This window comes from Halorubrum trueperi (genome assembly GCF_042662525.1).
Taxonomy (GTDB): Archaea; Halobacteriota; Halobacteria; order Halobacteriales; family Haloferacaceae; genus Halorubrum; species Halorubrum trueperi.
In genome coordinates this window covers 43,046-67,079 of record NZ_JBHSXI010000020.1, presented here as the reverse complement: position 1 = coordinate 67,079, position 24,034 = coordinate 43,046, and the positions used below count along the sequence as shown (strand labels likewise).

The window sequence follows — 24,034 nt, the reverse complement described above, 5'->3', positions numbered from 1 at the left end:
TGCACTCACAAGTAAATGTAGCAGCATAATTCTGCAGGATTTGTACCTTGAAACACAGCGATTGACTAGCAAAGGTGGATTACACGACAAATTATGGAAGTTACAAGGCTACAACCCCGCCCGTCAGGGCGGGGAGGATGTCAACGCATGGGGTACGCCATCTTGTTCGCTCAACAGCGGGTGGCTTTCGGCTGAGCCTGTGTCTCACTCATCGCCTAGCGGGAACGCCACCCGGTTGTCGCTCTGCTCGATTTCGGTGTCGAACGGCTCGGACCGCTCTGCGAGCGTGTCACGCACCCACTCGGCGACGTCGTCGTCCGCCAGCGTCGCCGCCTCGTCGACGATCTCGATCGGCTCGACGACCAGCTCGTCGAGGTCGCCGTCGCGTACGACCACCTCGAAGAGGGCGCTCCGCTTGTTTCGGACGCCCTCGCGGTCGCGGTAGCTGATGTAGTCGTCCACGAAGTCCCCCGCGTCGTAGATGATCGGTCGTCCCTCGTACACCTCGACGCCCTGAAGGACGTGCGCGCTGTGGCCGTGAACCACGTCGACGCCGAGATCGACGAGCCACCGACCGAACCGCTCGTGAACCGCGCGCGGCTCGGTCTCCCAGTTCGGCCCCCAGTGCAGCGAGGCGACGACGAGGTCGGGATCGTGTGACGCCGCGCTGTCGAGGACCTGCCCGACGAGCGAGCGCGTCGCGGACACGGTGGGGTCGAGCGTCGCGAACGCCGTCCCCGGCTCGGTGTCGCTCGCAGCGAACGCCTCGGACTGGTCGGTGAGGCCGAACGCCGCAACGGTCAGCTCGCCCGCCTCGAAGATTACGGATTCGAGCGCGGACGCTCTGTCGGTGCCGGCACCGGCCCGAGCGATCCCCGCGTCGGCCAGGTGCGCTCGCGTGTCGCGGAGCGCGGGCTCCGAGTAATCCAGAATGTGGTTGTTCGCGAGCGAGACGAACGAGGCCCCCGCCGCCTCCAGAGCCGGCACGGCGAACGAGGGGTTCGCCCGGAAGTAGTACCCCTTGTTCGGCCACTTCGTTCCGCTATCGGAGACGCAACACTCTAGGTTGCCGACGATCCCGTCGAGTTCCCGCAGTCGTGGAAGCGTCGACCCCCAGACGTTTTCGGGGTCGCCATCGTCGGCCCATCGCTCGTTGACGCTCCGACCGAGCATCAGGTCGCCGACGAACCCGATTCGAGTCTCGTCGCCGTCGGCAGCGGTGTCGTCGACAGCGGTGTCGTCGCCCCCGTCGGAGTCCGCGTCGCTCACATCCGAGTTGGTGCCGTCGGTCGCTCCGCGACTCCCGTCGTCCGCAGTCGGCCGCGTGTGTGTGCACCCGGCCAGTCCAACGAGTCCGGCGACGCCCGATGACAGCATGGTCCGACGCGTTCGCATCGTCCGGTGGTTCATCGAGTGAGGGTTTCAAGCCTGCGGCCGATTGCAGATCCGGGCACTGTACCAACCGATCCGTTGACGGCAACTGCCCAGTCTCAAAACGGTGGTCCACTGGAAAGCTGTGCGTCTCGCGATGGCGTCGCCGACACGTCTATCCATATGGATATTTTTTTGGCTGCGCTTTTGGATCATAGAATGAGAGTGGGAGCTGGAAAGACATCTCGTCCCCCACTGTTAGCCAACTCCGGTAGCGAGTCAAATATCGACATTCAGAAACGTGGTCACGGCCAGAGGCCGCGCATCTCGTGAGCTGCTGCGATCCGTGATAGCGCAACGATATACGCCGCATCACGCCACGTCACGTCACGCGCCTCGAACTCCTCACGGACGCCCTGCCAAGCTGCCAGCATTTCCGTTTCCAGCTCGTCGTGCACACGGTCCAACGACCACGCACGGCGATTGATATCCTGTAGCCACTCAAAATAACTCACTGTCACGCCGCCAGCATTCGCCAGAATGTCCGGGATCACCGGCAGATTTCGCTCGGCGAAGATCGCACTCGCCGCACTCGTCGTCGGTCCGTTTGCGCCCTCGATAACGATATCCGCAGCGACGTCGTCGGCATTCTCCGCCGTCAGGACGTTTCCGATTGCTGCCGGAATCACGACATCCACGTCGAGTTCCAGCAATTCGTCGTTGGTCAGCGTCTCCGGGGCCCCGTGCGTCAGCACCGCCTCCGGCTCTTCGTCGTGGGAAGGAATCGCATGCGTATCGACTCCGTTCGCATCGTAGATTCCGCCGTTAACGTCGCTCACGGCGACGACGTTCGCCCCCCAGTCGTCGAGTAGTTTCGCTGCATTCGACCCGACGCTCCCGAAGCCCTGTACGGCAACCGATGTCGCCGTGAGATCCTTGTCGTAGTACTCGATAGCCTCACGGGCGATGATCGCGACACTCCGACCGGGGGCCGAATCACGCCCTTCACTCCCGCCGACGATCGGTGGTTTTCCCGTGACCACTCCCGGAATCGTTTCACCCTCTTGCATCGAGTAGGCGTCCATCAGCCACGCCATCGTTTGCGGATCCGTTCCCATGTCGGGAGCAGGAATGTCTTTTGTAGGGCCGATGACGGACCGAATTTCGTTGGTGAACCGGCGCGTCAACTGTTCTTTTTCGGACTCGCTGAGGTCCTTGGGGTCGACGGCAATACCACCTTTTGCACCGCCGAAGGGAATATCCATCACGGCGCACTTCCACGTCATCCACATGCTCAGCCCGACGCACTCCTCGCGCGTTACGTCGGGGTGATACCGAAGGCCGCCCTTGAACGGGCCCCGAACGCTGTCGTGTTGGGCGCGATACCCAGTGTACAGTTCCACCTCACCGGTTTCGCGTTCGATCGGAACGGTAACCTCGTGGACTTTTTTGGGATGCTTGAGTCGCTCGATGACGTTTTGATCGATATCAAGGTGATCGGCAGCCTGCTGGAGCTGGCGACGCGCCGTTTTGATTGCAGATTCCGGTTCACTTGGGTCCTGGTCACGAGTCGTCGTTGAGGCCATCGTTATTCGATCGGCATGCGCCGGTTCCGCATCTCACCGGCACAGTCGGGACACTTGCCGGGGCTAGTTTCCGAAAGCACGACGTTTCCGCACTCGAAACACTCGTAGGGCGATTCCGTGTCCGGATTTTGGGAGGCGTCTCTCATGGTAGGTGAGCGCCCCGGCGGTCTCTCGCAGGGGACTCTATTAACACAAAAGAGGTGTATAAGGGAGTATGTAGTCGTTGAATATGAAGCTATCTGAGGTACAGGTGGGTTTACTATTCAATCTATGAGGGATACACGGAGCCAGGCAACTACCCGTAGGGCGGGAGTCTGACGGATAGCAAGCGGAAGCCTCGCCCTTCAGGGCGGGGAGGAAGTCAAACCCGAGATGAGTACGTTCGTATCCAGCACCGCCCTCATTTGTCACTGCCCCGTGCCTCGTGGACGAGTCGGGTAACTTCATCGAGAGACGTTTCAACTGTTTCTGCCCGTCTCTCGACGCGCTGTTGAAACTCTTCGATCGACGGGAGGTCGATCTTCTTTAACACGAGACCGTACTCCGTTGGGACGACCATGAGCTTCGTCCCTTGTTTGAGTCCAAATTGGTCTCTGAGTTTACTGGGGATCGTGATCTGCCCCTTCGAGGTTACCGTAGCTACTTCGGGTTCATCGGAAGCCATCGTATACGTAAGGATTCCTTACAGATAGACTTGAATCTGCCGGTCAATACGCACCGTTCAGACACCCGCTGATTCAGGCGAGAATATCTCTGAAGCAGAAGATTTCAACGGAGCCCGCGTATTCATTCGTGCGATTGTGTCACAACGGGAGAGAGGTCATCGATCAGTGCCGTGAACAGCTTCCGTTGTGCAGTTCGAATATGCTGGTAGAAGGCCTGTGGAGAGATATCCAGCGAGGCCGCCACGACCTCCCCAGTCGCCTCTCGCGGGGATTCGAAGAACCCGCTGTAGTAGGCCGTCTCCAGAACTTCCAGTTGTCTGGCAGTCAGTTGGTCAAGCACTGACGCGTAGAGTCCGTGTTCGGATGCCTGTTCCCGTGTTTGCTTTGAGGTGAGCGTGACATCGCGAAATCGCTCGCTAATGAACTGAGTGACATGCCTGGCCTCGACACCGTGAGAGATGTCGATAACTAATTCTGTAGTCGCTTGTGTGGCGGTTGCATCCTGAAGGACGGCACCGTGGTCAGCAAGTTCCGTCGCGAGAAACGGCTCAGATAACTGGAGCCGCACCACGCCCCCGGAGTCACCGCCGCGAATCCGCTGGACACCCTCAACGATCCGGAGACCGTCCGCGGCGTCGACGACGGCGTCAAGTGGTGCGCCGTCAACAGTGACGAACACGTAGTTGCCGCTCGCTGTCTGTTGGACGCCGCCTTCGTAGGTAAGCGTACAGTCAGCGGCCTTCGCCAATTGCGTCAGCACGAATGACGGATTGGTCGCCGTGTACTCGACCCGAGTCATCGACGTGGTGAGCAGTGCCCGCTTGCGCTCACTCGCACTGATGGCGGCGGCGATCGTCTCTCCCAGTTCCGCGAACACAGATTGGATGGTCTCATCGAAGGCGTCCGTCGTGTTCGCGTACACCGTTAGGACACCGTATGAGAGATCGTTGTACACGAGTGGGATGCTCAACGCGGAGAGCAGATCGCGCGAAATGGCGTCCTTGCGCCACGGGGCCGCACGGAGATCGGCCGCAACGTTCGAAATGAGCGTCATTGTTCCAGATGCCGCAGTCCGACCGGCGGGCTCGACGTCTGCAGCAGCCACAGGGAACGATCGCGTATCAAGATACCCCTGATCAGTTCCAGCCCATGCCTGCGGTGTCACCGTCTCGTTCGGCCCATCAACCGTGCCGATCCAAGCGAACTGGAAGCGGCCGTCAGCAGTAAGGCGGTCACAGACGGTGTGATCGATCTCTTCGCGGGTCTCGGACTGGACGAGCGCCTGATCGATCTCACGGATGGTCTCGTTGATCTGGTTGAGCGCGGTGAGCCGATCGTTCCGTCGCTGGAGCTCGCGGTCCTGGTCGCGAAGCTGAGACTCGCGGGTAACTCGGTCGAGCGCTGCCTCTGCGGTTGCCGCGAGGAGGTCGGCAAGCTCTCGTGTGACATCGTCGAACGCACCGACCGCCGTCGAGCCAACGACGAACACGCCGTGATTGCCGAGCGGGATGTATGCCGCACTCCGAAGGTCAGTCACGAAGGTCGTAAGACGCTCCACATCGTGAACGTCCGCAAAAAAGCTGGCTTCGTTTTCGACGAAACTGTGACTAACGAGGTCATTCCCGTCCGCGTGAACGGCAGACAGTGGCCCGTGGGCGTTCCGCATCGCCTGCGAGTGGACAACGGGCTGCAGATGATTCTCGTCGGCGTCAAAGAGATAGACGGCACTGGCGTCGAGGCCCAGCACGTCTGCGGTGTCGTCCACGATATGCTGGGCGATCTCTTGGTGCGTTCCAGCGTAGAGGAAATCTCGGGCAGTCTCCTGGAGCGTGGCCAGCGATTGTTCGCGCTGTTTTCGTTTCGTGATGTCCCGACAGCTGTACAGCAGCGTCCCACCCTGAATAGCGACTTCCCGAACGTTCACCAACAGCGTGTGTTCACGGCCGGCTTTGTCCGTGGCCGTCGTCTCGATATTCTTCAGGACACCCTCGTCAGCGAGCGTCTCACGGTCAAAGAGGTCCTCACCGAGCAGGTCGCCGATCGGTCCGAGTTCCCGGATCTCGTCGGCGGTATATCCGAAAATGAAGTGAGCATTCGGGCAGACGTAGGTGTATTCGCCGTCCTCGTTGGTGATGAGGACGGTATCGGTCATATTGTTGAGCGTGACCCGGTGGAGTTTCTCGGAGCGCCGGAGTGCCCGTTCAAGATCGACGCGCTCAGTGATATCGACGCTGTCCACGATGATCGAGACGAGCTCGCCGCGTTCGTTCGTGACCGGCTGCACGGAGAGTTCCAACACGCTGGAATTCGTTGCAGCATCCTGAATGACAACCGCGTGCCCGAACTCGCCGTCTCCAGCCGCGTCGACGAGCCGACGGATGTCAGCTCTCGTTTGGCTGTCATCAGGCCACCAGGGAAGCGTCCAGAACGGGTTCCCAACGACCGCGTCAGCGTCCGTATCCACCATGGTACGGGCGGCACGGTTGACACGCGCAAGCGTCCCATCGGGATCAAGCACCCACGTCGCTGATCTGGTATCGTGGAATATCGCGTCGAACTGTCGCGCCCGCTCGCGCTGTGTGAGCGCGCGCTGAGCGTTCCGGAGCGCCTGCTCAGTTCGCCGCAGAGCGTCGTTGACGGTGTCTTCCAACGAGTCAGTGACGACAATATAATCAGTGACACCGGTTTCGACAGCCTCACTGGCGAGTCGTTCGCTGCCGGCAGCCGTCCCCAAAATCACCGGGAGCGTCGTCGACGTCTCACGGATGCGGCGAACAAGATCGATTCCAGTGGATTCAGCGAGAGCGTAGTCTGTAACGACGCAGTCAACGGTCGTCTGTTGAAGCGTCTCTTGCGCTGCCGATACCGTCGAGACACGATGGACCGTCGTATTAAATTCCTCTCGGAGCGCACCGATGAATGACGGTATCCATGGCGTGTCGCCGACAACGACGATAGCGGACGTGTCGAGGACACTACTTGTCGTGGAGTTCATACGTGGGGCTGACGGCACCAATCACAGCGTTCGGTACTGCGTGGGATGACCGTTGGGAGTATCAAGTATATTGAAATCCGCGTATAGTAAAAACCACGAGTGGAAATAGCAAGAATCGACACGACACCGGAGACCGTTTTCCAGTCACGAACGGGCAATCGGGATCAAAGCGCCGCTTCTCGCGGTGAGCAGACGTCGATGTTTAGTACTCGATCGCCGCGGAGTACCGGTCCAACACGAGTACCGCCCCCGCCCCGACGAGCGCCGCGAGCGCGAATCGCGGAGCCGCCGCCGCCCACGTCTCGCCGCTCTCGGCCAACCGGAGCGACACCTCGGCGACGGGCGCTCGGAGCGCGCCGACGATCAGGCTGACGAGGAAGGCCAGCGTGGCGGCGCGAGCGCGGGCGAGCGCGTACTTCACGGCGTGGGCGATCGTGAACACGCCGACGACGCCGCCGAGGAGGAACGTCGCGACCGGGGGGAGCGTCTCGGCGAGCGCGTCGGTCCCGTTTCCGAGCGCGAACCCCGCGAGGCCGTCGACGAACCGGCTCACCGTTCCCGACATGTACTCGTACTGCCCGAGCACGACGAGCAGCAGCGAGCCGGAGACGCCCGGGAGGATCATCGCGCTGACCGCGACCGCGCCGGCGACGAAGACGACCGGCAGCGAGCTGGCGAGCGCGGTCGAGGCGTACCCCGAGGCGAGGAACGCGACCAGGAAGCCGGCGGCTGCGGCCGCTTTTCGCCGCGGTGTGTCGAGTTCGACGTCGCCGAAGAGGACCGCCGCGCTCGCGGCGATCAGCCCGAAGAAGAAGCCGTAGGTCGCGACGGGGCGCGTTTCGAGCAGGAAGTCGACGCCGCTGAGCACAGCGACGACCGCGGTCCCGATCCCCGCGAGGAGGACGATCAGAAACGCGCCGTCGACCTCGCGGAACGCCGTGCGCGCGTCGGGGAGGTTCGCGGGGCGCGCCCCGGCGAGCACGCGCTTGAGCCGGTCCGGATCGATGGCGGTGACCGCGGTGATGAGCCGCTCGTAGATGCCGAGAATGAGCGCGATGGTGCCTCCGGAGACGCCGGGGACCGCGTCCGCGCTCCCCATCGCGACGCCCTTCAGGTACAGCGTCACCCAGTCCCGGAGGCCGGTCATATCGAGTGGTTACGCGCTCGCGCCGTCGACGGCGGTCGCGCCCGCGACGACCGGGTCCGCGGCGGCGAGCGACGCGGAGTCGTTCTCGGTTGTGTTTCCGGGATCGTCGTCGCTTCCGTCGCTGCCGGTTTCGCCTTCGCCGCCGTCAAGCGTTGTCTCTTCGAGTTCGACCGTGGCGGCTGTATCATCCGCACCAACGACCTGTGCTTCGGTCACGCTCACCGTGCCAGTGAGCGCGCTTGCGGTTCCGTTGTCGACCGACAGCCCGGTCGAGAGCTGGTAGGGACCGGTGGCGCGAACGCTCGTGTTCGTGTACCCCTCGTCGGGGCCGAACTCGTCGTAGCCCGTCGTCGAGTACGGGAGCGTGAGTTCGAAGGTGCCGTCCTCGTCGGCCTCGGCGTACTGCGTGTACTCGAAGGTCTGCCCGGAGGGCTTCTCGAGTTCGACGGTCGCTTCGACCTCCTCGCCGGGTGTAGCGCCGGAGCCCTCGACGGTCGCGCCCGGGACGCGTTCGAACGTCTTCACCCAGTCGTCCTGGAAGGCTTGGAGTATCGGTTCGCCGAGGAGCCCCTCCACGTCAGCGCCGAGCTGCTGGAGGATCTGGACCTGGCGTGCCGAGGGCGACTGCCCCTGTGACTCCGTGGCGTGGACGAGCCGGTAGTGCTCCAGCGCGTCGACGCGCTCGGCGGGCAAATTACCGACGCCGCCGATCTGGGCGCTGCCGTCCTCCTCGACGTACGCACGGGCCGCCGTCATGTTGTCGAACTCGCGGACGGTAGTTTCGGGGTCGCTCGGGAGCGTGCTGATCTCGACCTCCTCGCCGTCCGCGGTCTGGGCGGCCTGCGTCTCCCAGTCGACGACGACGGGCGCGGGGTCGACCGCGCTGCCGTAGTGTTCGTACAGGCGGATCATCTGGCTCTCGTGGTAGCGCTGGGTGTTCACCTGCATCACCGTGCTAAACCCGCCTTCCTCGGTCTGCTGGTAGAGCACGCGGTTGAAGTCCTCGCGCGTCTCGTTGCCCGAGGAGTACGTGACGGGCGCGGAGAACTTCGAGTTCGGCGAGGCCATCTGGCGGTCGACCATCACGTATCGGGTGTTCTCGCCCTCCGTGCTCTGGCTGGCGAGGACGTCGGCGGCCTCACCCTCGGTCGGCGCGAGGAGGTAGTCGGCGGCCGCGACCGCGTTCTGCTGGAAGGGGTTCGCGTTCGGGATGCGTTCTGCACGCGTGGTGATCCAGTGGCCGTAGTCCCACCACGACTGCACGCCGTACGCGCCCTCGGGGTAATCGAAGTCGCCGTCTGCAGGGCGTTCGTAGGTCGCGTACGGGTCCATCGCGTTGTCCGCACCCTCGAGTTCGCCCGGCTGCGGCGTCTCGTCGTTCATCCACTGGAGGCTCTCGTCCCACTCGACGATGTTGCCTGGGCCGGTGTTCGCGCCCGCCGCCCACACCGGCGTGGCCATCGCGACCAGCGGGACGATGAGGATAACGACAAGCACGATCGCGCCCATCGCCTGCCACCCTTCGACGTCGCGGACGTCGTCGAGCGAGCGCAGGCAGAGAAAGCCGACGGCGACCTGGACGAAGTACGCCGCGCCGACCGCGACGATCACCGCGAGGTAGTAGTTGAAGCGGACCTGGGTGAACGCGGCGCTCCCGATGAACGCCGCCCACACGACGAAGTACAGCTCTTCGGTGTCGTACTCGACGAGGAACGTCGCGCCGACCAAGAGGGCGGCCGCGATGACGAGTCCGACCACCTGCCAGCTCACGCCGACGACGCCGCCGATGGTATCGTAGAGTTGCGGGACGGCGTAGACGGAGCCGACCACGGCGAGCGCGGCCGGGATGTAGAGGGTGTGGTTGGAGTTGGTAGAGCGGTAGAGGGGGCGCGCGACGATGTAAAGGACTGCAAAGAGAGCAAGGAAGAAGGCGAGGCCGTACTGCGAGAGCACGAAGTTGGCGAACGAGGAGCCCTGGAGGGGAGGTTGGGCCTCGCCGATGGTGCGTGCGCCAGCGCCTGCACTGAAGCCGACGGTATTGAGCAATCTCCCGGTGACTGTCGACCACAGTGAGGGGATTGCAAGCCAGACGACGGCCCCAGAGGCGAGGATGAGGCCACCGACTGTGAGGGGATATCTACTCGCATCGAGCTCGCGACCTTCCCACTGGCGTGTGAACCATCCGAGGAACACGGCTCCGACAGCAACGCCGAGGGGAAGAACGATCTGGAGCAAAGAGTACTCACTGACCGCAAACGAGAAGTCGTCGAGTGGAATGAGCTGCATCACTCCGGCAACGGTCATCGACAGTGCACCGGCGAAGACGATCGGTTCAGGACTCTTCCCGTGGTACACGTCGCTCGTTATCTTGATCGCGAGGAAAATTCCCGTGAAGCCGACCATGAGGATTCCCGGCTGCCACGTCCACATGTAAAGACCGAGTGCGACGCCCGCGGCGGCCGCGTACGCCGCTGGACGCTTGAGGGCGACCCAATCGTGATCGACGAACAACTCCCACACGGGGGCTTCGCGTTCTGCGACCGCGAAGGCGACGAGGAACGCGAGGACGGCGAGACTCTGGAAGAGGACTTCGGCCGCGCTGTGGTCAGGGAAGCCGACGAGAGAGTAACTGAAGAAGGTTCCCGAGAGGAGCGCGAGGACGACGACGCCGGCGAGGGCGGCGAACCGGTCGACGAACCGGCGCGCGATGAGGTACGTCGGAATTGCGACGAGAGCTCCTGCTATGGGGGCCATCACGAGCATGACACGCATCGCACCCTCCTCGCCGCCACCCGCGATCGGGGTCGTGAGGAAGATAGCAATGACCATGATCTGGTCCCAGAGGGTGCCGAACTGCCCAGCCTGGTTTCCGAACGGGAAGCCGGTCCAGACGTCGAACGGCATCCGACTCGGCCAGTTTTCCATGATGTACGAGGTCTCACGGAAGTGGTACCACGGGTCGTTCCCGCGGAAGTACGCCTGACCGTCCACGATAAAGTTCCCGTACGACTGGACGCGAGTCCAGAGCATGAACGCCAGTGCGACGAGAATCGCCGGAACGTGATACCACCGTTCGAGGAGATCGAGTGGGGACCGATCCGATCCCTCCGGCGGATCGTTCGCTTGACTCATTACGTGAAGACGACTGTCAAAACGCGCATAAGGCTTGTGATAAGCGGAGCGGTCTGAGACAGAACACCTAAGCGCTCCAGCGGCGCAACGTCCTGACGTGAAGGTCTCGGTCGTCCTCTGTACGTACGCTCCCGACATGTACGAGCACTTCCGCGAGGCTGCCGACAGCGTCCTCGCGCAGACATACGAGAACGTCGAACTCGTCGTGATCGTCGATGGGACGCCCGAGATGTATGAACAGGTCGTCGACGATTTCGGTGGTTTCGAAGACGTGGTGATCGAGTGTAACGACGAGAACGTGGGTCTCTTGGAGAGTCGAAATCGCGGCGCGGAAATTGCCGCCGGTGACGCCGTCGCGTTCATCGACGACGACGCGATTGCGGACGAGGCGTGGGTCGAAAGTCTGGTCCAGGCGTACGAGGAAGAGGACGCGATCGCGGCCGGCGGGAAGATGACGCCCGAGTGGGTCGCGGGGAAGCCGTCGTTTCTCCCCGAGGAGTTCTACTGGCTGATCGGGGTGACACACCGCGGGTTCGCCGACGGACCAGGAGAGGTCCGAAACACGTTCGGATCGAACATCTCGTTCCGGGCAGACGTGTTCGCCGAATTGGGTGGGTTCGATGTCGACATCGGCGGTCGGAAAGGCAACAAGAACCTGCAGGGTGGTGAAACCGAGTTGTGCGCGCGAATGCGGGAGCGATACGGGCAGGGAGTATGGTATGATCCCGAAGCGAAGGTGGCACACAAGGTGTTCGAGTACCGGACAGAGTCCCGGTGGCTGGTGGATCGAGCGTTCTGGCAAGGGTACTCGAAGCGGGCGATGGAGTCTTTCGTCGACGACGAAGCAGGTGAAGAAGGTCACTTTCTTCGTCAACTCATTTTTGAGTTCGTGCCAAATCGGCTCAAATCACTCGTCTACAACCCTTCCGTCTCACAGATTAGTCAACTCCTCTGCCTCTTCGTTTTCACAGGGTCAGTTGGTATCGGATATCTCTACGGATACCTCCGATACTAAACAACCAGACATATACCGGGGTTCATCGAACCTGCAGGTATGACTGACCGTGGCGTATGCGTCGTCACGCATCCCCTGAGTGCGGCTGGAGAGAATGCGACACGGACTCTCCTGGATATCCTTTCAGAATTAGGGCCAGTATCACTCGTGACAGCGGATCTCCCGGATAATTCATCAATATGGGACGATCGTGAGGTGGTGGAGCTAACACACAAGGGAACTGGTCACAGCGTTCCAATTGCGGCTTTTCGGTTCATACTGAACCAGATTCGGATGTGTGCTGCGATCCGCCAGCGTCCCGAAAAAACAATTCTGTTTTTCGGAGCCACTGCTTACCTCCTTCCGATACTCTTCGCCCGTGTCATCGGAAGAAGAGTGATCGTCGAACCAAGAGGTGATGTTCCGCTTACGCTACAACTCAACTGGGAGCAGCAAATGCCGAAATTCCTCGCACAATTATTGGCCGGCAGCGTTCGGCTGCTTGAACGGGGAGGATTCTCGGCTGCCCACACCGTTGTAACATATACTCCGAATATGGCCCGAGAACTGGGACTTGATCCGGGTTCGTCGAATGTGTATCCTCATGGGGCACGGTACGTTGACACCGAGAAGTTCCACCCAGATACTCCGTTTCAGGAACGCGACGCCGTGGTAGGGTTCGTCGGTCGCCTCGACGAGGAAAAGGGTATTCGAGAACTCGCAGCGGTGGCAAAACGACTCCGAGACGGAATGACATTCCGATTCGTCGGGGACGGACCGCTGTCCGACTGGTTGCAGTCAGAACTAGCCGCAGAGATTGAAGCTGGCACGGTTGAACTCACGGGGTGGGTACCCCATGACGATATTCCGGCAGAATTGAGCCGAATGAGACTACTCGTAATGCCTTCACAGCCGACTGAAGGACTCCCAACGACTATTCTGGAAGCGATGGCGTGCGGGACGCCAGTCTACGCAACGCCCGTCTCTGGTATTCCTGATGTCGTTTTAGAAAACGAAACGGGTTTCGAAATGACTGAGCGTAGTCACAAAAAAATAGTACAGCAAATCGAATCCATCCTCTGTAGAGAGGATCTAACAGATATGAGCCATGGGTGTCGGAGATGGATTGAGCAAGAATACAGCTTCGAAGCCGCGGTGGAGAGGTACCGCCGTCTCTTGGAGAGTAGCTAAATACGAGGAGGCTTCTATGGGTCGGTTTCGGTACTGTTCTCACTCCAAATGGAATCGTAAATTGCTACAGTGGAGGATGACAGGTTCCATTGATAAGAGAGGGACAAAAGTATTGTCGAGCGAGACCACTAAAATGGCCAACCGAGTTCAATATATTTACCAGAAAAATTGCCTCAAGTATCGGCGAACCGGTCGAATTATGAATATGGGAAGTTGCCTTTTAGGAGGGAACAATGATCGAATTTAACAACGAACAAATTGGAAATGGTGATCAGCCATTTATTGTTGCGGAGGTCGGCGTTAATTTTCGGGATGATATTGAATTAGGTAAAGCGTTCATTGAGGAGGCGGCCGAGGCCGGAGCCGATGCGGTCAAATTCCAAACACACATCCCGAGTGCCGAGATGGTTGAGTCGGAAATGGACGCTCTCGGAATGAGTGATCTCTACGATCGCATGGGTGTCTACGAGCTCTCTATGGAAGAGCATCGAGAATTGAAACAGCATTGCGAAGATTGCGATATTACCTTTCTTTCGACACCGTTCTCACCGGCAGCCGTAGAGCGTCTAGAAAAACTCGATGTCGGGGCCTACAAAGTTGGCTCGGGAGAATTAACCAACCACCACCTCTTGCGGACTATCGCCGAAACAGGCAAACCGATGATCGTCTCCACGGGGATGCACGGTATGGCCACCGTACAGGAGGCGGCCGCACTCCTCGACAAACACGCGTCGGAGTATATGTTCCTCTACTGTGTTTCAGAGTATCCGACTGAACCCTCGGATTTCAATCTCGGTCTCATCCAGCGTATGGAAGCGGAGTTCGACGTACCGATCGGCTTCTCGGACCATTCGACCGGTGTCGAGGCCGCCGCGATCGCGATGGCACGCGGGGCGACCCTCGTTGAAAAGCACTTCACGATCGACCGCCGTCTTCCGGGAGGCGATCAGGAGGTGTCCATCGAACCCGAAGAGCTCCAGAAATTAGTTGAATATGCAACCCTCTGTCACAAGACGAAGGGCGATGATAAGGAGGTTCGTGACGGTGAAGTCTCAATTGCGGAGTGGGCACGACATAGTGTTGTTACGACGAGTCAAGTAGCGACTGGTGAAACCCTTACGGCCGAACAGTTGACGACAAAACGTCCGGGTACTGGGATTCCCGCGACGGAGTTCGACGAAACCGTTGGTCGCGTGGCGGCTCGAGACTTGGAGGCAAACAGGACGTTACAGGAGGCGGATCTCGAATAGTATCGGCCGGGACTCTGTCTCAATCTAATACCGCGGAACCAGTGAGTTTATTCGGCCAATAGGTCATACTTCCCAAACATGCGCAAGGTCTGTTTTCCTGTGACGACTCGAGGAAACTACGGAAAATTCAAGCCAGTGATGCAGGCCGTGAAGGCTCACCCTGAGTTGGAACTACAGCTCATCGTGGCGGGTGGTGCGCTCCTACACAAGTACGGGGATTTCGTCGAGGACGGGTACTTGGGTGAGTTTGAGGTCGACAAGAAGATCTACTTCCTACTCGAAGGCGAGAACCCGATCACGATGGCGAAGTCGACCGGAATCGCGTTGACCGAGTTCACGTCCGTCTTTGAAAATCTCGAACCAGACGTCGTCATGACCATTGCCGACCGGTTCGAAGAACTCGCCATCGGCACGGCTGCCGCCTTCCAGAACATCCCGTTAGCTCACATTGAGGGAGGAGAGGTGTCGGGTTCGGTTGACGAGAGTATTCGGCATGCGATAACGAAGATATCTCATCTCCACTTCCCGTCGACCGAACGCGCCGCGGAACGCGTCCGCAAACTCGGGGAACCCGCCAAGAGTATCTTCAACGTGGGAACACCGAGCCTCGACGTGATTTCGAAGCTCGACTTAGACGACATCGAGACGGTCGGATCGGACCTCCGGGACAAAGGTGTTGGTGCTGATATTCGTCTGAGCGATGATTATCTCTTAGTTATTCAGCATCCAGTGACGACAGAGTACGACCACAACCGGCGGTACATCGACGAAACGATCGAGGCGGTCGACGACCTCAGACGGCCCACTGTCTGGCTGTGGCCGAACATGGACGCAGGGGCCGACGCAGTCTCGAAAGGGATCCGAGTCTATCGGGAGCAAAACGACCAGGACTTCATCCGCTTTTTTACGAGTCTCCCACTGGAGCAGTACGCGGTCCTCCTGAACAACGCCGCCTGCATCGCCGGGAACTCGAGCAGCGGGATCCGAGAATCCGCATACTTAGGGGTGCCGTCGGTCAACATCGGGAATCGTCAAAACGGGCGCCAACGTTCAGACAACGTCGTCGACGTTCCCCACGAGGCCGAGCGCATCAAAAGTGCTATCGAAGACCAAGTGGAACACGGTCCGTACCCATCGAGCTCGATATACGGGAATGGGAACTCCGGCGAGAAGATTGCGGATATTCTCGCCGAGTTTGATTTCAACATTCAAAAGCAGATCACATATTGACCTAGATTCGTTCAGGAGCTGGAAGAATCTGTGTCTTGCTCTTTCGACTCGAAATATTCGGTTAGCTGTTCAGCGAGCCAGAAGTCGAACTCAGTGTCAATATCTACCGACCGTCGTTCAGACATCTCGAAGAGACTGACTGTCCCGCTTCGGAGGTCACCATGAGCTCGGAAATGCTCGGCATCGACGATATATATCGCGCCGTTCTCGACGTACTCTGTGGTTTTATCCTGTCGCCGGCTCGCATCACCAGTATGGTTCAGCTGCTCAGCACCATCTTTCTGTGGTCGCCATCGGTAGCTATGATCTTTGAACCCCGATATCACAGTCGTAACAGGCGACTCTTTGTGGGCCTCGATGGCACGATCGATATGATCTGCGGTACGATGTGGAGATGTCGGCTGGAGGAGAACTATCCCCGAGCACGTATATCCCTCTTCATCCTCAAGATAGGAAATAGCGTGTTCGACGACCGGTTCCATCGCCGCATCGTCGGTTGCCAGCTCCTGTGGTCTACGAAACGGTGCTTCGGCACCGTGTTCCTTGGTAACCCGTCGAATTTCAGCGTCGTCTGTCGTGACTATCGTTCGATCTAGATTGGAGGCATCAATCGCTGCCTCGATCGTGTGTGCGATGAGGGGTTGCCCCGCGAACGGCCTCACGTTTTTCCGCTTGACACCCTTTGATCCGCCCCGAGCAGGGATCACGCCCAAGTAATCTGCTGCCTCTGTCGTCATATTTGTATAGATACTCCTCAGCCGTATAGTCGTGCGGTATCTCAGTCAATTCAGTTTCCTTACCCCTCCAGCAGATACCGTACTTATACGCACCGAAAGTAGTCCTCTATGAGGAACCGTCAGAGTAGCGCGCCGACATAAGGGTAATCTGAGAGAATGGAGATCGTTTTTTCTCGAACGGTCGTCGACAACGCCAGTAGTACTACCGAATAGAACCCTGCAGCTAGGAACACGATGACAACCGTTCTGATTCGTCCCGAGCCCAACATCTTGGAAAGGCCCGACACAGCAAGGACCATGACCAGACTGGCGATGACCTGGTACCCGATTTCCCGGTACGGTACGTAGATTGGAATGCTCTGATTGACCCAGTAGTATCCAAATAACATTCCGATGGTTGCCGAACTGGCGGTCCCGATAGCTGCCCCATACCAGCCGAAAATAGGGATGAGTGAGAAGTTTAAAATCACATTTGAAACAAGCAGTACGGCGTTAATCCGAAAGCCAATATCCGGTCTGTCGATTGCATTTATTGTATTCTTGAACAATCCGTTGTACGCGTTTGTGAGCCGAGCGACGACTAGTAGAATGAGAATTGTGCCACCCTGACCGTATTCGGAGCCGTAAATCTCAAGCACCCGTGGACCAACTGCTATTGCCCCGGCTAAGCCAGGAATTGTAAATATTCCCGTAAAGCTAAGTCCCTCTGTAAGAAGTTCGCTGACCTTATCATACCGTTTGTCGTCGCTCAGTTCGCTGATAGTTGGAAAAAGAGTTGTGGTAATAGACGTACTAATGATTGAGAGCGCCGACGCCATCGTCCACGCCACCTCGTAGACCCCTATCAGACTTGAACTTACGAAAATCGCTAAGATGACCGTGTCTAACCAGTTGAACGCTTGAACAGATATCTGACCTAACCAAGAGTATCTTGCATACTCATACAGACTCTTGAAATGTTTTTTCGATGGCCAAGCCGGTTTTATTGGATTAATGGCGAATGCAATCACGGCTGCCACAAAAAACGAGATTGTGTGGCCCCATATGAGTCCAGCCACGCCGAGAGTTAGGAGGTACGTCAGACCAATCTGAAGACCGGTTCGGATGATACGGCCGGTTGTCCAGATAATACTCGCATGGGCTACCTTCTTTTGTCCATTGAGAATGGCACTCGCGAAGTTTGCGGCGAACCAACAGACGATCAGCACCGCAATTTCGAGACTAACTGGATGATTAACGTACGTCTCAACGGCCGGTGAAAAAAGTAAAACCCCAGCAACGGTCATGAGCGCAATAGCTGTATTTATTAGAAAACCTGCTGATATTATCTCTTCCTGATTAGTCCCTTCGCTTACTCGTTTGACAACAGCCGAATCAATCGCTGATGCCGGGAGATACAGCCAGAACAACATTCCAACCACGACCGAATAGGTCCCGAGGACTTCCGAACCGAGGTAGGAGGCGATATAGAACGTGCCAACGAACCCTACTATCGTACTAAATTGGCTCGAAAGAAATAAGACAATAGATGTTTTTGCTAGTCGCATTCTTGAGTACTCACGAAATTCTTCTGTTACTAGTTGCTTCGATGGCTAAAGAAAGAAGTCTTTCTAAACTGATTCAGTTCTATACATTTAATTAAGGGTGCGATCTACACGGGATTTACAGCCGATATTGCTGATTGCGGACATCTGCTTATGCACAGATCCGCTGGACGAATTTGACTCGCTCTTGTATCATCAGGCTCATCACGCGGTCACTGTCTTGTTTGCAGATCGCAACAGCCCCAGTATTCTCGTTGCTGTCCAGCGAGTAACATTCATAATCGCTTCAACTAGTTCAATCATCTCTTCTATAATTTACTATTTCGGCTGGAGACCCCACCACAACAGAATCAGGAGGTACATCTGATATAACTGTAGAGTTGGCTCCGATGGTTGAATTCTCACCGACAGTGATATCATTGAGTATCACTGCCCCTGCACCGATGACTACTCCATCTTCTATAGTAGGAAATTCCCTATCGGGATCTTTCCCTATCGTTACATTCTGTCGAATTTTAACGTTTTTTCCGATATCAACTCCTTGTCCAATCACGATTCCAGTTGGGTGACCTATATTTGTAGATTTTGGCAGGACGCGCTCAATATCACAAGCCGTGAGCATCCCCAACCGCTTGAATCTGAAAAAATTCATCCAATCGCTCTTTCGGGGTAATAACGGAAAGATGTATCTCAGGTGCCGGTATGTCTCTTGGACTGCTGTCTTTAATCCATCGTTTCTTAGATAATATATAAAAGACAAAAGCTGCCATCCCCACTTATTAGTCTGATTTGGTTTCATAATCGGCAATTGAAATTGCTAATTGTTTTTTTATTGGCATCCACAAACTGCTTCCACGCTTAAATAAATGTAGATCAAAAATAACGTAACTAGAGATGTATATTTGATGTGAGAATATACATTGGTTTTCCAGTGAGATACCATTTTTATTCATAAGTGTTTTACCCATATACATGATAGAGTCATAGAGTCCGAAACATAAAAAAGAAGTTGATTATGCTTGAAAATATAAAAGCAAGTCTACAGAAGTTCTCGAAATTCACCGACCCTGGATGGCGACGAAAACGGATCCATCATAGAATTAACGGACCAATCCAGTACAAGATTCATGGACCGGGAATCGATTATGCCGGTGGCGACTGGGACACGTTAATCATACTTGATGCGTGTCGAGGAGACCTATTCGAGGAATTCGCGAATCTTAATCGGTGGGACGAGTACGAGCGAGTGAAATCCGGTTGTGGAGCGACCCGAACATGGTTTGAACGAAAATGGAATAGAGAGTACGGCGATATCGTATATGTATCCGGAACACCGGTCTTATCCCGCTGTGCTCCTGGTTCGTTTCATCGCGTAGTAGAGTGCTGGCAGAGTGCAATAAATGAAGAACTCAACGCCCCAGATCCGGAGATCGTCACGGATTCTGCAATTGAAGCTCACGAGGAGTACCCGAACAAAAGGGTTGTTGTCCATTATATTCAACCACATTACCCGTTCGTGCAGGATACAGATCTGCACTTTACTGAGTTTGCAGGGACTGAACAGTGGGATGTCAACGCAGATTCGCGAGCCACGGACGTGTGGGAAGCGCTCCGAGCCGGGATCGTAGACAAAGACAAAGTCTGGGATGCATACGGGAGAAATCTCGAATACGTCCTCGACGAAGTCGATGAGTTGTTGGACACGATTGAGGGGAGGGTCGTGCTCTCTTCGGATCACGGGAATCTCCTGGGTGAAATAACGTATCCTATCCCATTCCGAGAGTATGGCCACCCGATGCATCTGGCTCAACCCTCACTGACAACTGTACCCTGGGCAGTCAATGACGGCCCACGCCGTGAAGTGATCGAAGAAGAAGTCGGATCAACGTCGGACGCTAGCTCAGGGGAAATCGAATCACATCTCCAGGCGCTCGGGTATATGGATGAATAACGGTGGACCTGGATACCAGATCCACGGTATGCTGTGAGGGAGACATGAATGCTGCTACTATGAGAAAACTGTTTGTAACCGTGGAACCGTTAGTCGTCAAATGAGAACGAACCTACGGGAATGGGCTAGCGAAAGCATTGCTGATTTCCGGTCGAGCAACCGCTCGCTCCCTGCCCGTCTATTCCGACCTGCCTATCTCTTCTACGAGGCGAGTGCCCTGACGATGACTAGCCGGTTCCCGATCGGAACCAACGCCTTCGAACGTGAGTGGGACGCCCTCCTCATCCTCGATACCTGTCGCGTGGACGCCATGCGGGAGGTCGCAGACGAGTACAACTTCATCGGCAGCGTCGAATCGATGACTTCGGTCGGGAGTTCGTCCTTCGAGTGGATGAACAACACGTTCCGCACACGATACAAACCCCAGATTCGCAACACAGCCTATTTGAGCCAGAACTCCTTCGTCGACCAGACGTTCGGAAAAGGGGGGACGACAGGGAAGGCCTCGATCCCGTTTGAACCGTCGCGGTTCGACGTGGTTGAACTTGAGGATTTCGCGTACATCGAACATCTCTGGCAGGCAGAGTTCGACGACGCCTCCGAGTGGACCGTCTCGGGGGAGGCAGTCTCACGGACGTCTCCACGATACACCACCGAACGGGCGATCGAAGCCGGTCGAACCCGCGATCCCGATCGGCTGATCGTCCACTATATGTATCCCCACGATCCGTACGTCCTTGCGGATGAAAAACTGCAGCCCCGGTTCGACACTGCGCTCAAGTCAGGGGCGGCTACGCGGGAGGAGGTCTGGGCTGCGTATCTCGACAACCTCCGATTCGTACTTGACCAGGTCGAAGTTCTCCTCAAGAATCTCGACCGAGAACGGGTCGCGATCACCGCAGACCACGGTGAAGCGTTCGGCGAGTACATGTTCTACCGACATCCGCCTGCGTGTCCGATCCCGTCAGTCAGAAAGGTTCCATGGGTTGAAACGACCGGCACGGACGAACGGACGGTCGAACCGACCGCACCGTCGCCGTCCGACAGCAACCGGAATGCGACTGCCGAGGAACGACTCCAACAGCTCGGCTACCTCTGAGCCACCGCCCGGGCTACCGACGCCGACGCCGGTCGATTATCGTTTCTGGCGCTCTGCCATCGTTTCGAGCCACTGAAACACTGTTCGGTTCCCCATTGGGAGGAGGGATGCTACTAGAAGCCCAACAACGCGCGTCTCAACCATCCCGTCACGCAGGAGATCGAAGAATATGGATCGTGACTGGGTGGTCCGGCCGATCCGAAGCAGATGCTTGCCGTAACGGTAGTTGGCCATCCGCTCACGTTTGGATCGGTAGTCAGCAAGTTCAGGGAATTTATCACACAGCAGCTCAATCTCCAGAAGCTCGTTCTCGTACAGTATCTCCGGATCGCCCGTAGCCGAATCCTCCCGTCGACGCTTGTATGCCAGTGCTTGATCGATCTTTGTAACCTCGTACTGCTTGAAGAGTCGAACCCACAGATGAGGGTCTTCTCGAACCGCAAGACGTTCGTCGAACCGTTCAGCCTGGAAACAGTCCATCCGACCTAGCACAGTAAGGTGTGGTACGCCATGGCCCTGTTTGAAGTACTCCACATAGTGACGCTCGGGATCCGCAACGGGGAGTGCTGACAGGTAGGTCACGCTACCGTCCTGGTCGATGACGTACTCGTCTGTGTAGACGACATCGTACCCCTGTTCGAGGGACGCGACTTGCGTCTCGATTTTCTCTTCGGTGTAGTAGTCGTCGTCCGAAAGAAACCCAACGAACTCCCCGGTCGCCGTGTCGATCCCCGCATTCCAGGCAGCTGGCAACCCTGCCGGATCCTGGTACAGGTAGGTGATCCAGGAATACTCCTCGCCCAGTTCACGAAGCCACTCTAGGCCGGTGCTATCGACGATGACCAGTTCGATGTGCTCGTAGGTCTGGTTGGCGACGCTCTGTATTGCCTGACCGATATTCTCGATTTCTGGCTCGTAGGTCGGAAGAACAATTGACACACGTTTATTGGTCTCTAATCGTTTCGAGTTTGGCAAAAATAAATCCGGCCGGTTCATAGTGTTAACCTAAGTGTTATTCACTTTTCAACCAATCGGTTCCCGGCGTAACTGTCACAGAAACACTATAAAGAATCTGCCCTAGGTTGATCGGCATAGAAGCGTATCAAAGAATGGCGGTCGATTTCTTCGTCTTGGTACTCTACCAACCGGAGATGAAGACTGCCTCAAAGACTTCTTAACCACACTATACCCAGTTCCACTTGCACTGTTCTTCACTCAAATACGCTGCTGGCTGTTCTGGACAGAACTCCTCTAACTGCCACGCTGTCTTCACTATGCGCTCTGTTTTGGTCAACGTGCGGATTGCCGAATATTCCCCCTCTGAACAGTCCTTTCACAGAATGCTCCAGGTGCAGTACCTCACCACGTACTTCGAAGACAAGTCCTTTGGAAGTCATTCACCAGAGAAAGTTTCCAAACAATTGCATTGATATTGTTTGTATCCATAAGAGAAATACAAGTTGTCCTCCAGAGGCATAGTCTATATCTTTGTTATATATGTAATCAGCGACTGGAAGAAGCAGGAATGGTATTATATATTGCATATTCCTCGCTGTTTCGGCGGTTGGGGGAGTTCCTGCGATGAAGACAAGTAACACAGCAAGTGCCATATACCAAGTGAAATTGACAATATCGTTAGAAGGCTCTCTGAGTCCCCGGTAGATGAGAAGTGTGACAAATGGACCGAGAAAAACAAAGATTTCAATCACATTCTCAAAACGAGTGAACACATATGACACTGGATTAGTAAACGCATAGAAACCACCATTATTAACAATTCCTGATGCAGTATTAAAAGCTTCTACGTAATTAAAATTAAAAACTAGGTCAATTATAACGAAGAACAGTATAATAGGTGTTGCAACTTTTATCCCATCTTTGATTGGTTGAGATAAAGACTCCATCGTATGGAGCTTATGGAAAGCGAATATCAGTGGTAGGATTACCCACATAAAATTAAGCATTGATAACATTATCAGGTTGAAAATAAGCAATATAAAATGTTTGGTCGACCTCTCTGACTCCCACCAGTAATAATAGTAGAAACCACCAGTAGCAAAGAACAGAATCAATGCATCCAAGCTTGAGTAAAAATAGACTTGGATAGTAGGTAAAAACCCAAATACCAGCGTAATCAAAAATGCCACTCGTTTATCATAAATGGCAAGTAACAGATTATAAATGTAATATACACTTAACAGGGATACAAGCATGATTATCATTCCCACAAATATAGGATCTAGCATTATTTCCTGCAATAGTTGGTATATCATTACGGCCCCAGGTGGATGAGTAGGAGAATGCATATAAAGATCAGTTTGAACACTATTAAAAGAGGACAAAAACTGCAATACCGAATCAAATCTTTCAGCATCCTGGTAATAATGTGTCTTCATTCCATTTCTCAGACCCGCTAAGGGGTAAATGAAACCTTGATAGATGCCTTGAATAGAATTAGAGATTATTATACTAAATGCCAGAGTAACATATATAAAAAGTACATTTTCTTTGTTTTTTGTTATTTTCGGATATGTCATATAAAAAGCAAACACAGAGATTATTGCAATTCCCCAGTGAAGTGAATGTGATGCCACTTCATTCAGTCGGTCTGATAAAAATACAGAGTGGATGTTAGCTAAACGGGTTAATATCGGTTCTGGTATTCTAATAATACCTACACTGATGGGAAAGAACAGTCTACCAGTATCTGCTTTCGGGAAAAATGATGTAACTATCTGTCTGAAACCGTTCAGAAATAATAAAATTATCAGATATAAGGACGTGAATTTCAATATTTCTCTAACAGAAAACATTCCTCGGGTCAGTAATTGATGACGACTTTCGCTCATATTAATTGATAGAATTGATTTTAGTATTTGAACTTTTATTTATATTTTTGCTAAAATAATTCTGACCGTCATTCATACGCTCTAATGAAACAGTTCATTTATAAATATGTCGATACCAAACTTAGACGACTAATCGTTAGGTGCCTTTCAAATATTATTTTTATTGGGGTATGGTCGAAAGCCAGTAGATCAGGACCAAATACACCCTTGTTGCGATCCGGCCGAAGACTCCGTTCTATTTATCTTTCAAATCGTGTCAGCAAACCGATGCAACCACGGGCGACGAGCGGCTC

18 protein-coding genes are annotated in these 24,034 nt (G+C 55.7%); 6 read left to right on the top strand and 12 right to left on the bottom strand.

The genetic code is table 11. The features are described 5' to 3' along the window. Positions 1-204 precede the first annotated feature (204 nt). From ACFQEY_RS14775 to ACFQEY_RS14745, 7 genes are all read right to left on the bottom strand, one after another. On the bottom strand, positions 205-1,395 hold the full coding sequence (locus ACFQEY_RS14775) for a CapA family protein (RefSeq protein WP_379769974.1): 1,191 nt from the start codon (positions 1,393-1,395) through the stop codon (positions 205-207). Positions 1,396-1,676: 281 nt separating this feature from the next. Further along, the gene (gene gdhB / locus ACFQEY_RS14770) at positions 1,677-2,957 is read right to left on the bottom strand and encodes a glutamate dehydrogenase GdhB (protein WP_379769972.1); all 1,281 of its coding nucleotides are present in this window, start codon (positions 2,955-2,957) and stop codon (positions 1,677-1,679) included. Positions 2,958-2,959: 2 nt separating this feature from the next. After that, positions 2,960-3,103, bottom strand: a complete 144-nt coding sequence (locus ACFQEY_RS14765) for a rubrerythrin-like domain-containing protein (RefSeq protein ID WP_379769970.1) — start codon at positions 3,101-3,103, stop codon at positions 2,960-2,962. A gap of 254 nt (positions 3,104-3,357) precedes the next feature. Further along, positions 3,358-3,621 carry an AbrB/MazE/SpoVT family DNA-binding domain-containing protein gene (locus tag ACFQEY_RS14760; protein WP_379769968.1) on the bottom strand — a complete coding sequence of 88 codons (264 nt, stop codon included), beginning with the start codon at positions 3,619-3,621 and terminating at the stop codon, positions 3,358-3,360. Between the two features lie 122 nt (positions 3,622-3,743). Next, entirely contained in the window at positions 3,744-6,617 is a 2,874-nt protein-coding gene (locus tag ACFQEY_RS14755; RefSeq protein ID WP_379769965.1) for a bacterio-opsin activator domain-containing protein, read from the bottom strand. 202 nt (positions 6,618-6,819) lie between these two features. Next, positions 6,820-7,764 carry a DUF368 domain-containing protein gene (locus ACFQEY_RS14750; protein ID WP_379769963.1) on the bottom strand — a complete coding sequence of 315 codons (945 nt, stop codon included), beginning with the start codon at positions 7,762-7,764 and terminating at the stop codon, positions 6,820-6,822. A 9-nt stretch (positions 7,765-7,773) separates the two neighbouring features. Then, the gene (locus tag ACFQEY_RS14745; protein ID WP_379769961.1) at positions 7,774-10,896 is read right to left on the bottom strand and encodes an oligosaccharyl transferase, archaeosortase A system-associated; all 3,123 of its coding nucleotides are present in this window, start codon (positions 10,894-10,896) and stop codon (positions 7,774-7,776) included. 97 nt (positions 10,897-10,993) lie between these two features. On the opposite strand from ACFQEY_RS14745, the gene aglG reads away from it, so the two are divergent. From aglG to neuC, 4 genes are all read left to right on the top strand, one after another. Then, entirely contained in the window at positions 10,994-11,911 is a 918-nt protein-coding gene (gene aglG, locus ACFQEY_RS14740) for a glucosyl-dolichyl phosphate glucuronosyltransferase (RefSeq protein ID WP_379769959.1), read from the top strand. Between the two features lie 39 nt (positions 11,912-11,950). Further along, positions 11,951-13,081, top strand: coding sequence for a glycosyltransferase family 4 protein (locus ACFQEY_RS14735; protein WP_379769957.1), 1,131 nt, complete (start codon positions 11,951-11,953; stop codon positions 13,079-13,081). Positions 13,082-13,314: 233 nt separating this feature from the next. Continuing rightward, positions 13,315-14,331, top strand: coding sequence for an N-acetylneuraminate synthase family protein (locus ACFQEY_RS14730; RefSeq protein WP_379769955.1), 1,017 nt, complete (start codon positions 13,315-13,317; stop codon positions 14,329-14,331). Positions 14,332-14,409: 78 nt separating this feature from the next. Beyond that, a complete protein-coding gene (gene neuC / locus ACFQEY_RS14725; RefSeq protein ID WP_379769952.1) occupies positions 14,410-15,561 on the top strand; it encodes a UDP-N-acetylglucosamine 2-epimerase in 1,152 nt (383 codons plus the stop codon). A gap of 11 nt (positions 15,562-15,572) precedes the next feature. On the opposite strand, the gene ACFQEY_RS14720 is transcribed toward neuC, so the two are convergent. The 3 genes from ACFQEY_RS14720 to ACFQEY_RS14710 all read right to left on the bottom strand — a co-directional run bounded on the left by ACFQEY_RS14720 (position 15,573) and on the right by ACFQEY_RS14710 (position 18,641). Then, on the bottom strand, positions 15,573-16,298 hold the full coding sequence (locus ACFQEY_RS14720) for an acylneuraminate cytidylyltransferase family protein (protein ID WP_379769949.1): 726 nt from the start codon (positions 16,296-16,298) through the stop codon (positions 15,573-15,575). A gap of 119 nt (positions 16,299-16,417) precedes the next feature. Next, complete coding sequence (locus ACFQEY_RS14715) at positions 16,418-17,845, bottom strand: oligosaccharide flippase family protein (RefSeq protein ID WP_379769947.1); 1,428 nt, start codon at positions 17,843-17,845, stop codon at positions 16,418-16,420. A 292-nt stretch (positions 17,846-18,137) separates the two neighbouring features. Then, positions 18,138-18,641 carry a serine O-acetyltransferase gene (locus ACFQEY_RS14710; protein ID WP_379769945.1) on the bottom strand — a complete coding sequence of 168 codons (504 nt, stop codon included), beginning with the start codon at positions 18,639-18,641 and terminating at the stop codon, positions 18,138-18,140. A 216-nt stretch (positions 18,642-18,857) separates the two neighbouring features. Here ACFQEY_RS14710 and ACFQEY_RS14705 point away from each other — a divergent pair, with 216 nt between their 5' ends. Together ACFQEY_RS14705 and ACFQEY_RS14700 are read left to right on the top strand one after the other, a co-directional pair. Beyond that, positions 18,858-19,793, top strand: a complete 936-nt coding sequence (locus tag ACFQEY_RS14705) for a hypothetical protein (RefSeq protein ID WP_379769943.1) — start codon at positions 18,858-18,860, stop codon at positions 19,791-19,793. Positions 19,794-20,016: 223 nt separating this feature from the next. Beyond that, positions 20,017-20,892 carry an alkaline phosphatase family protein gene (locus tag ACFQEY_RS14700; RefSeq protein WP_379769941.1) on the top strand — a complete coding sequence of 292 codons (876 nt, stop codon included), beginning with the start codon at positions 20,017-20,019 and terminating at the stop codon, positions 20,890-20,892. Between the two features lie 36 nt (positions 20,893-20,928). Here the strand turns inward: ACFQEY_RS14700 and ACFQEY_RS14695 are convergent, their stop codons facing one another. Further along, a complete protein-coding gene (locus tag ACFQEY_RS14695; protein WP_379769938.1) occupies positions 20,929-21,831 on the bottom strand; it encodes a glycosyltransferase family 2 protein in 903 nt (300 codons plus the stop codon). 458 nt (positions 21,832-22,289) lie between these two features. After that, the gene (locus ACFQEY_RS14690) at positions 22,290-23,741 is read right to left on the bottom strand and encodes a hypothetical protein (protein WP_379769935.1); all 1,452 of its coding nucleotides are present in this window, start codon (positions 23,739-23,741) and stop codon (positions 22,290-22,292) included. Between the last annotated feature and the right edge of the window lie 293 nt (positions 23,742-24,034).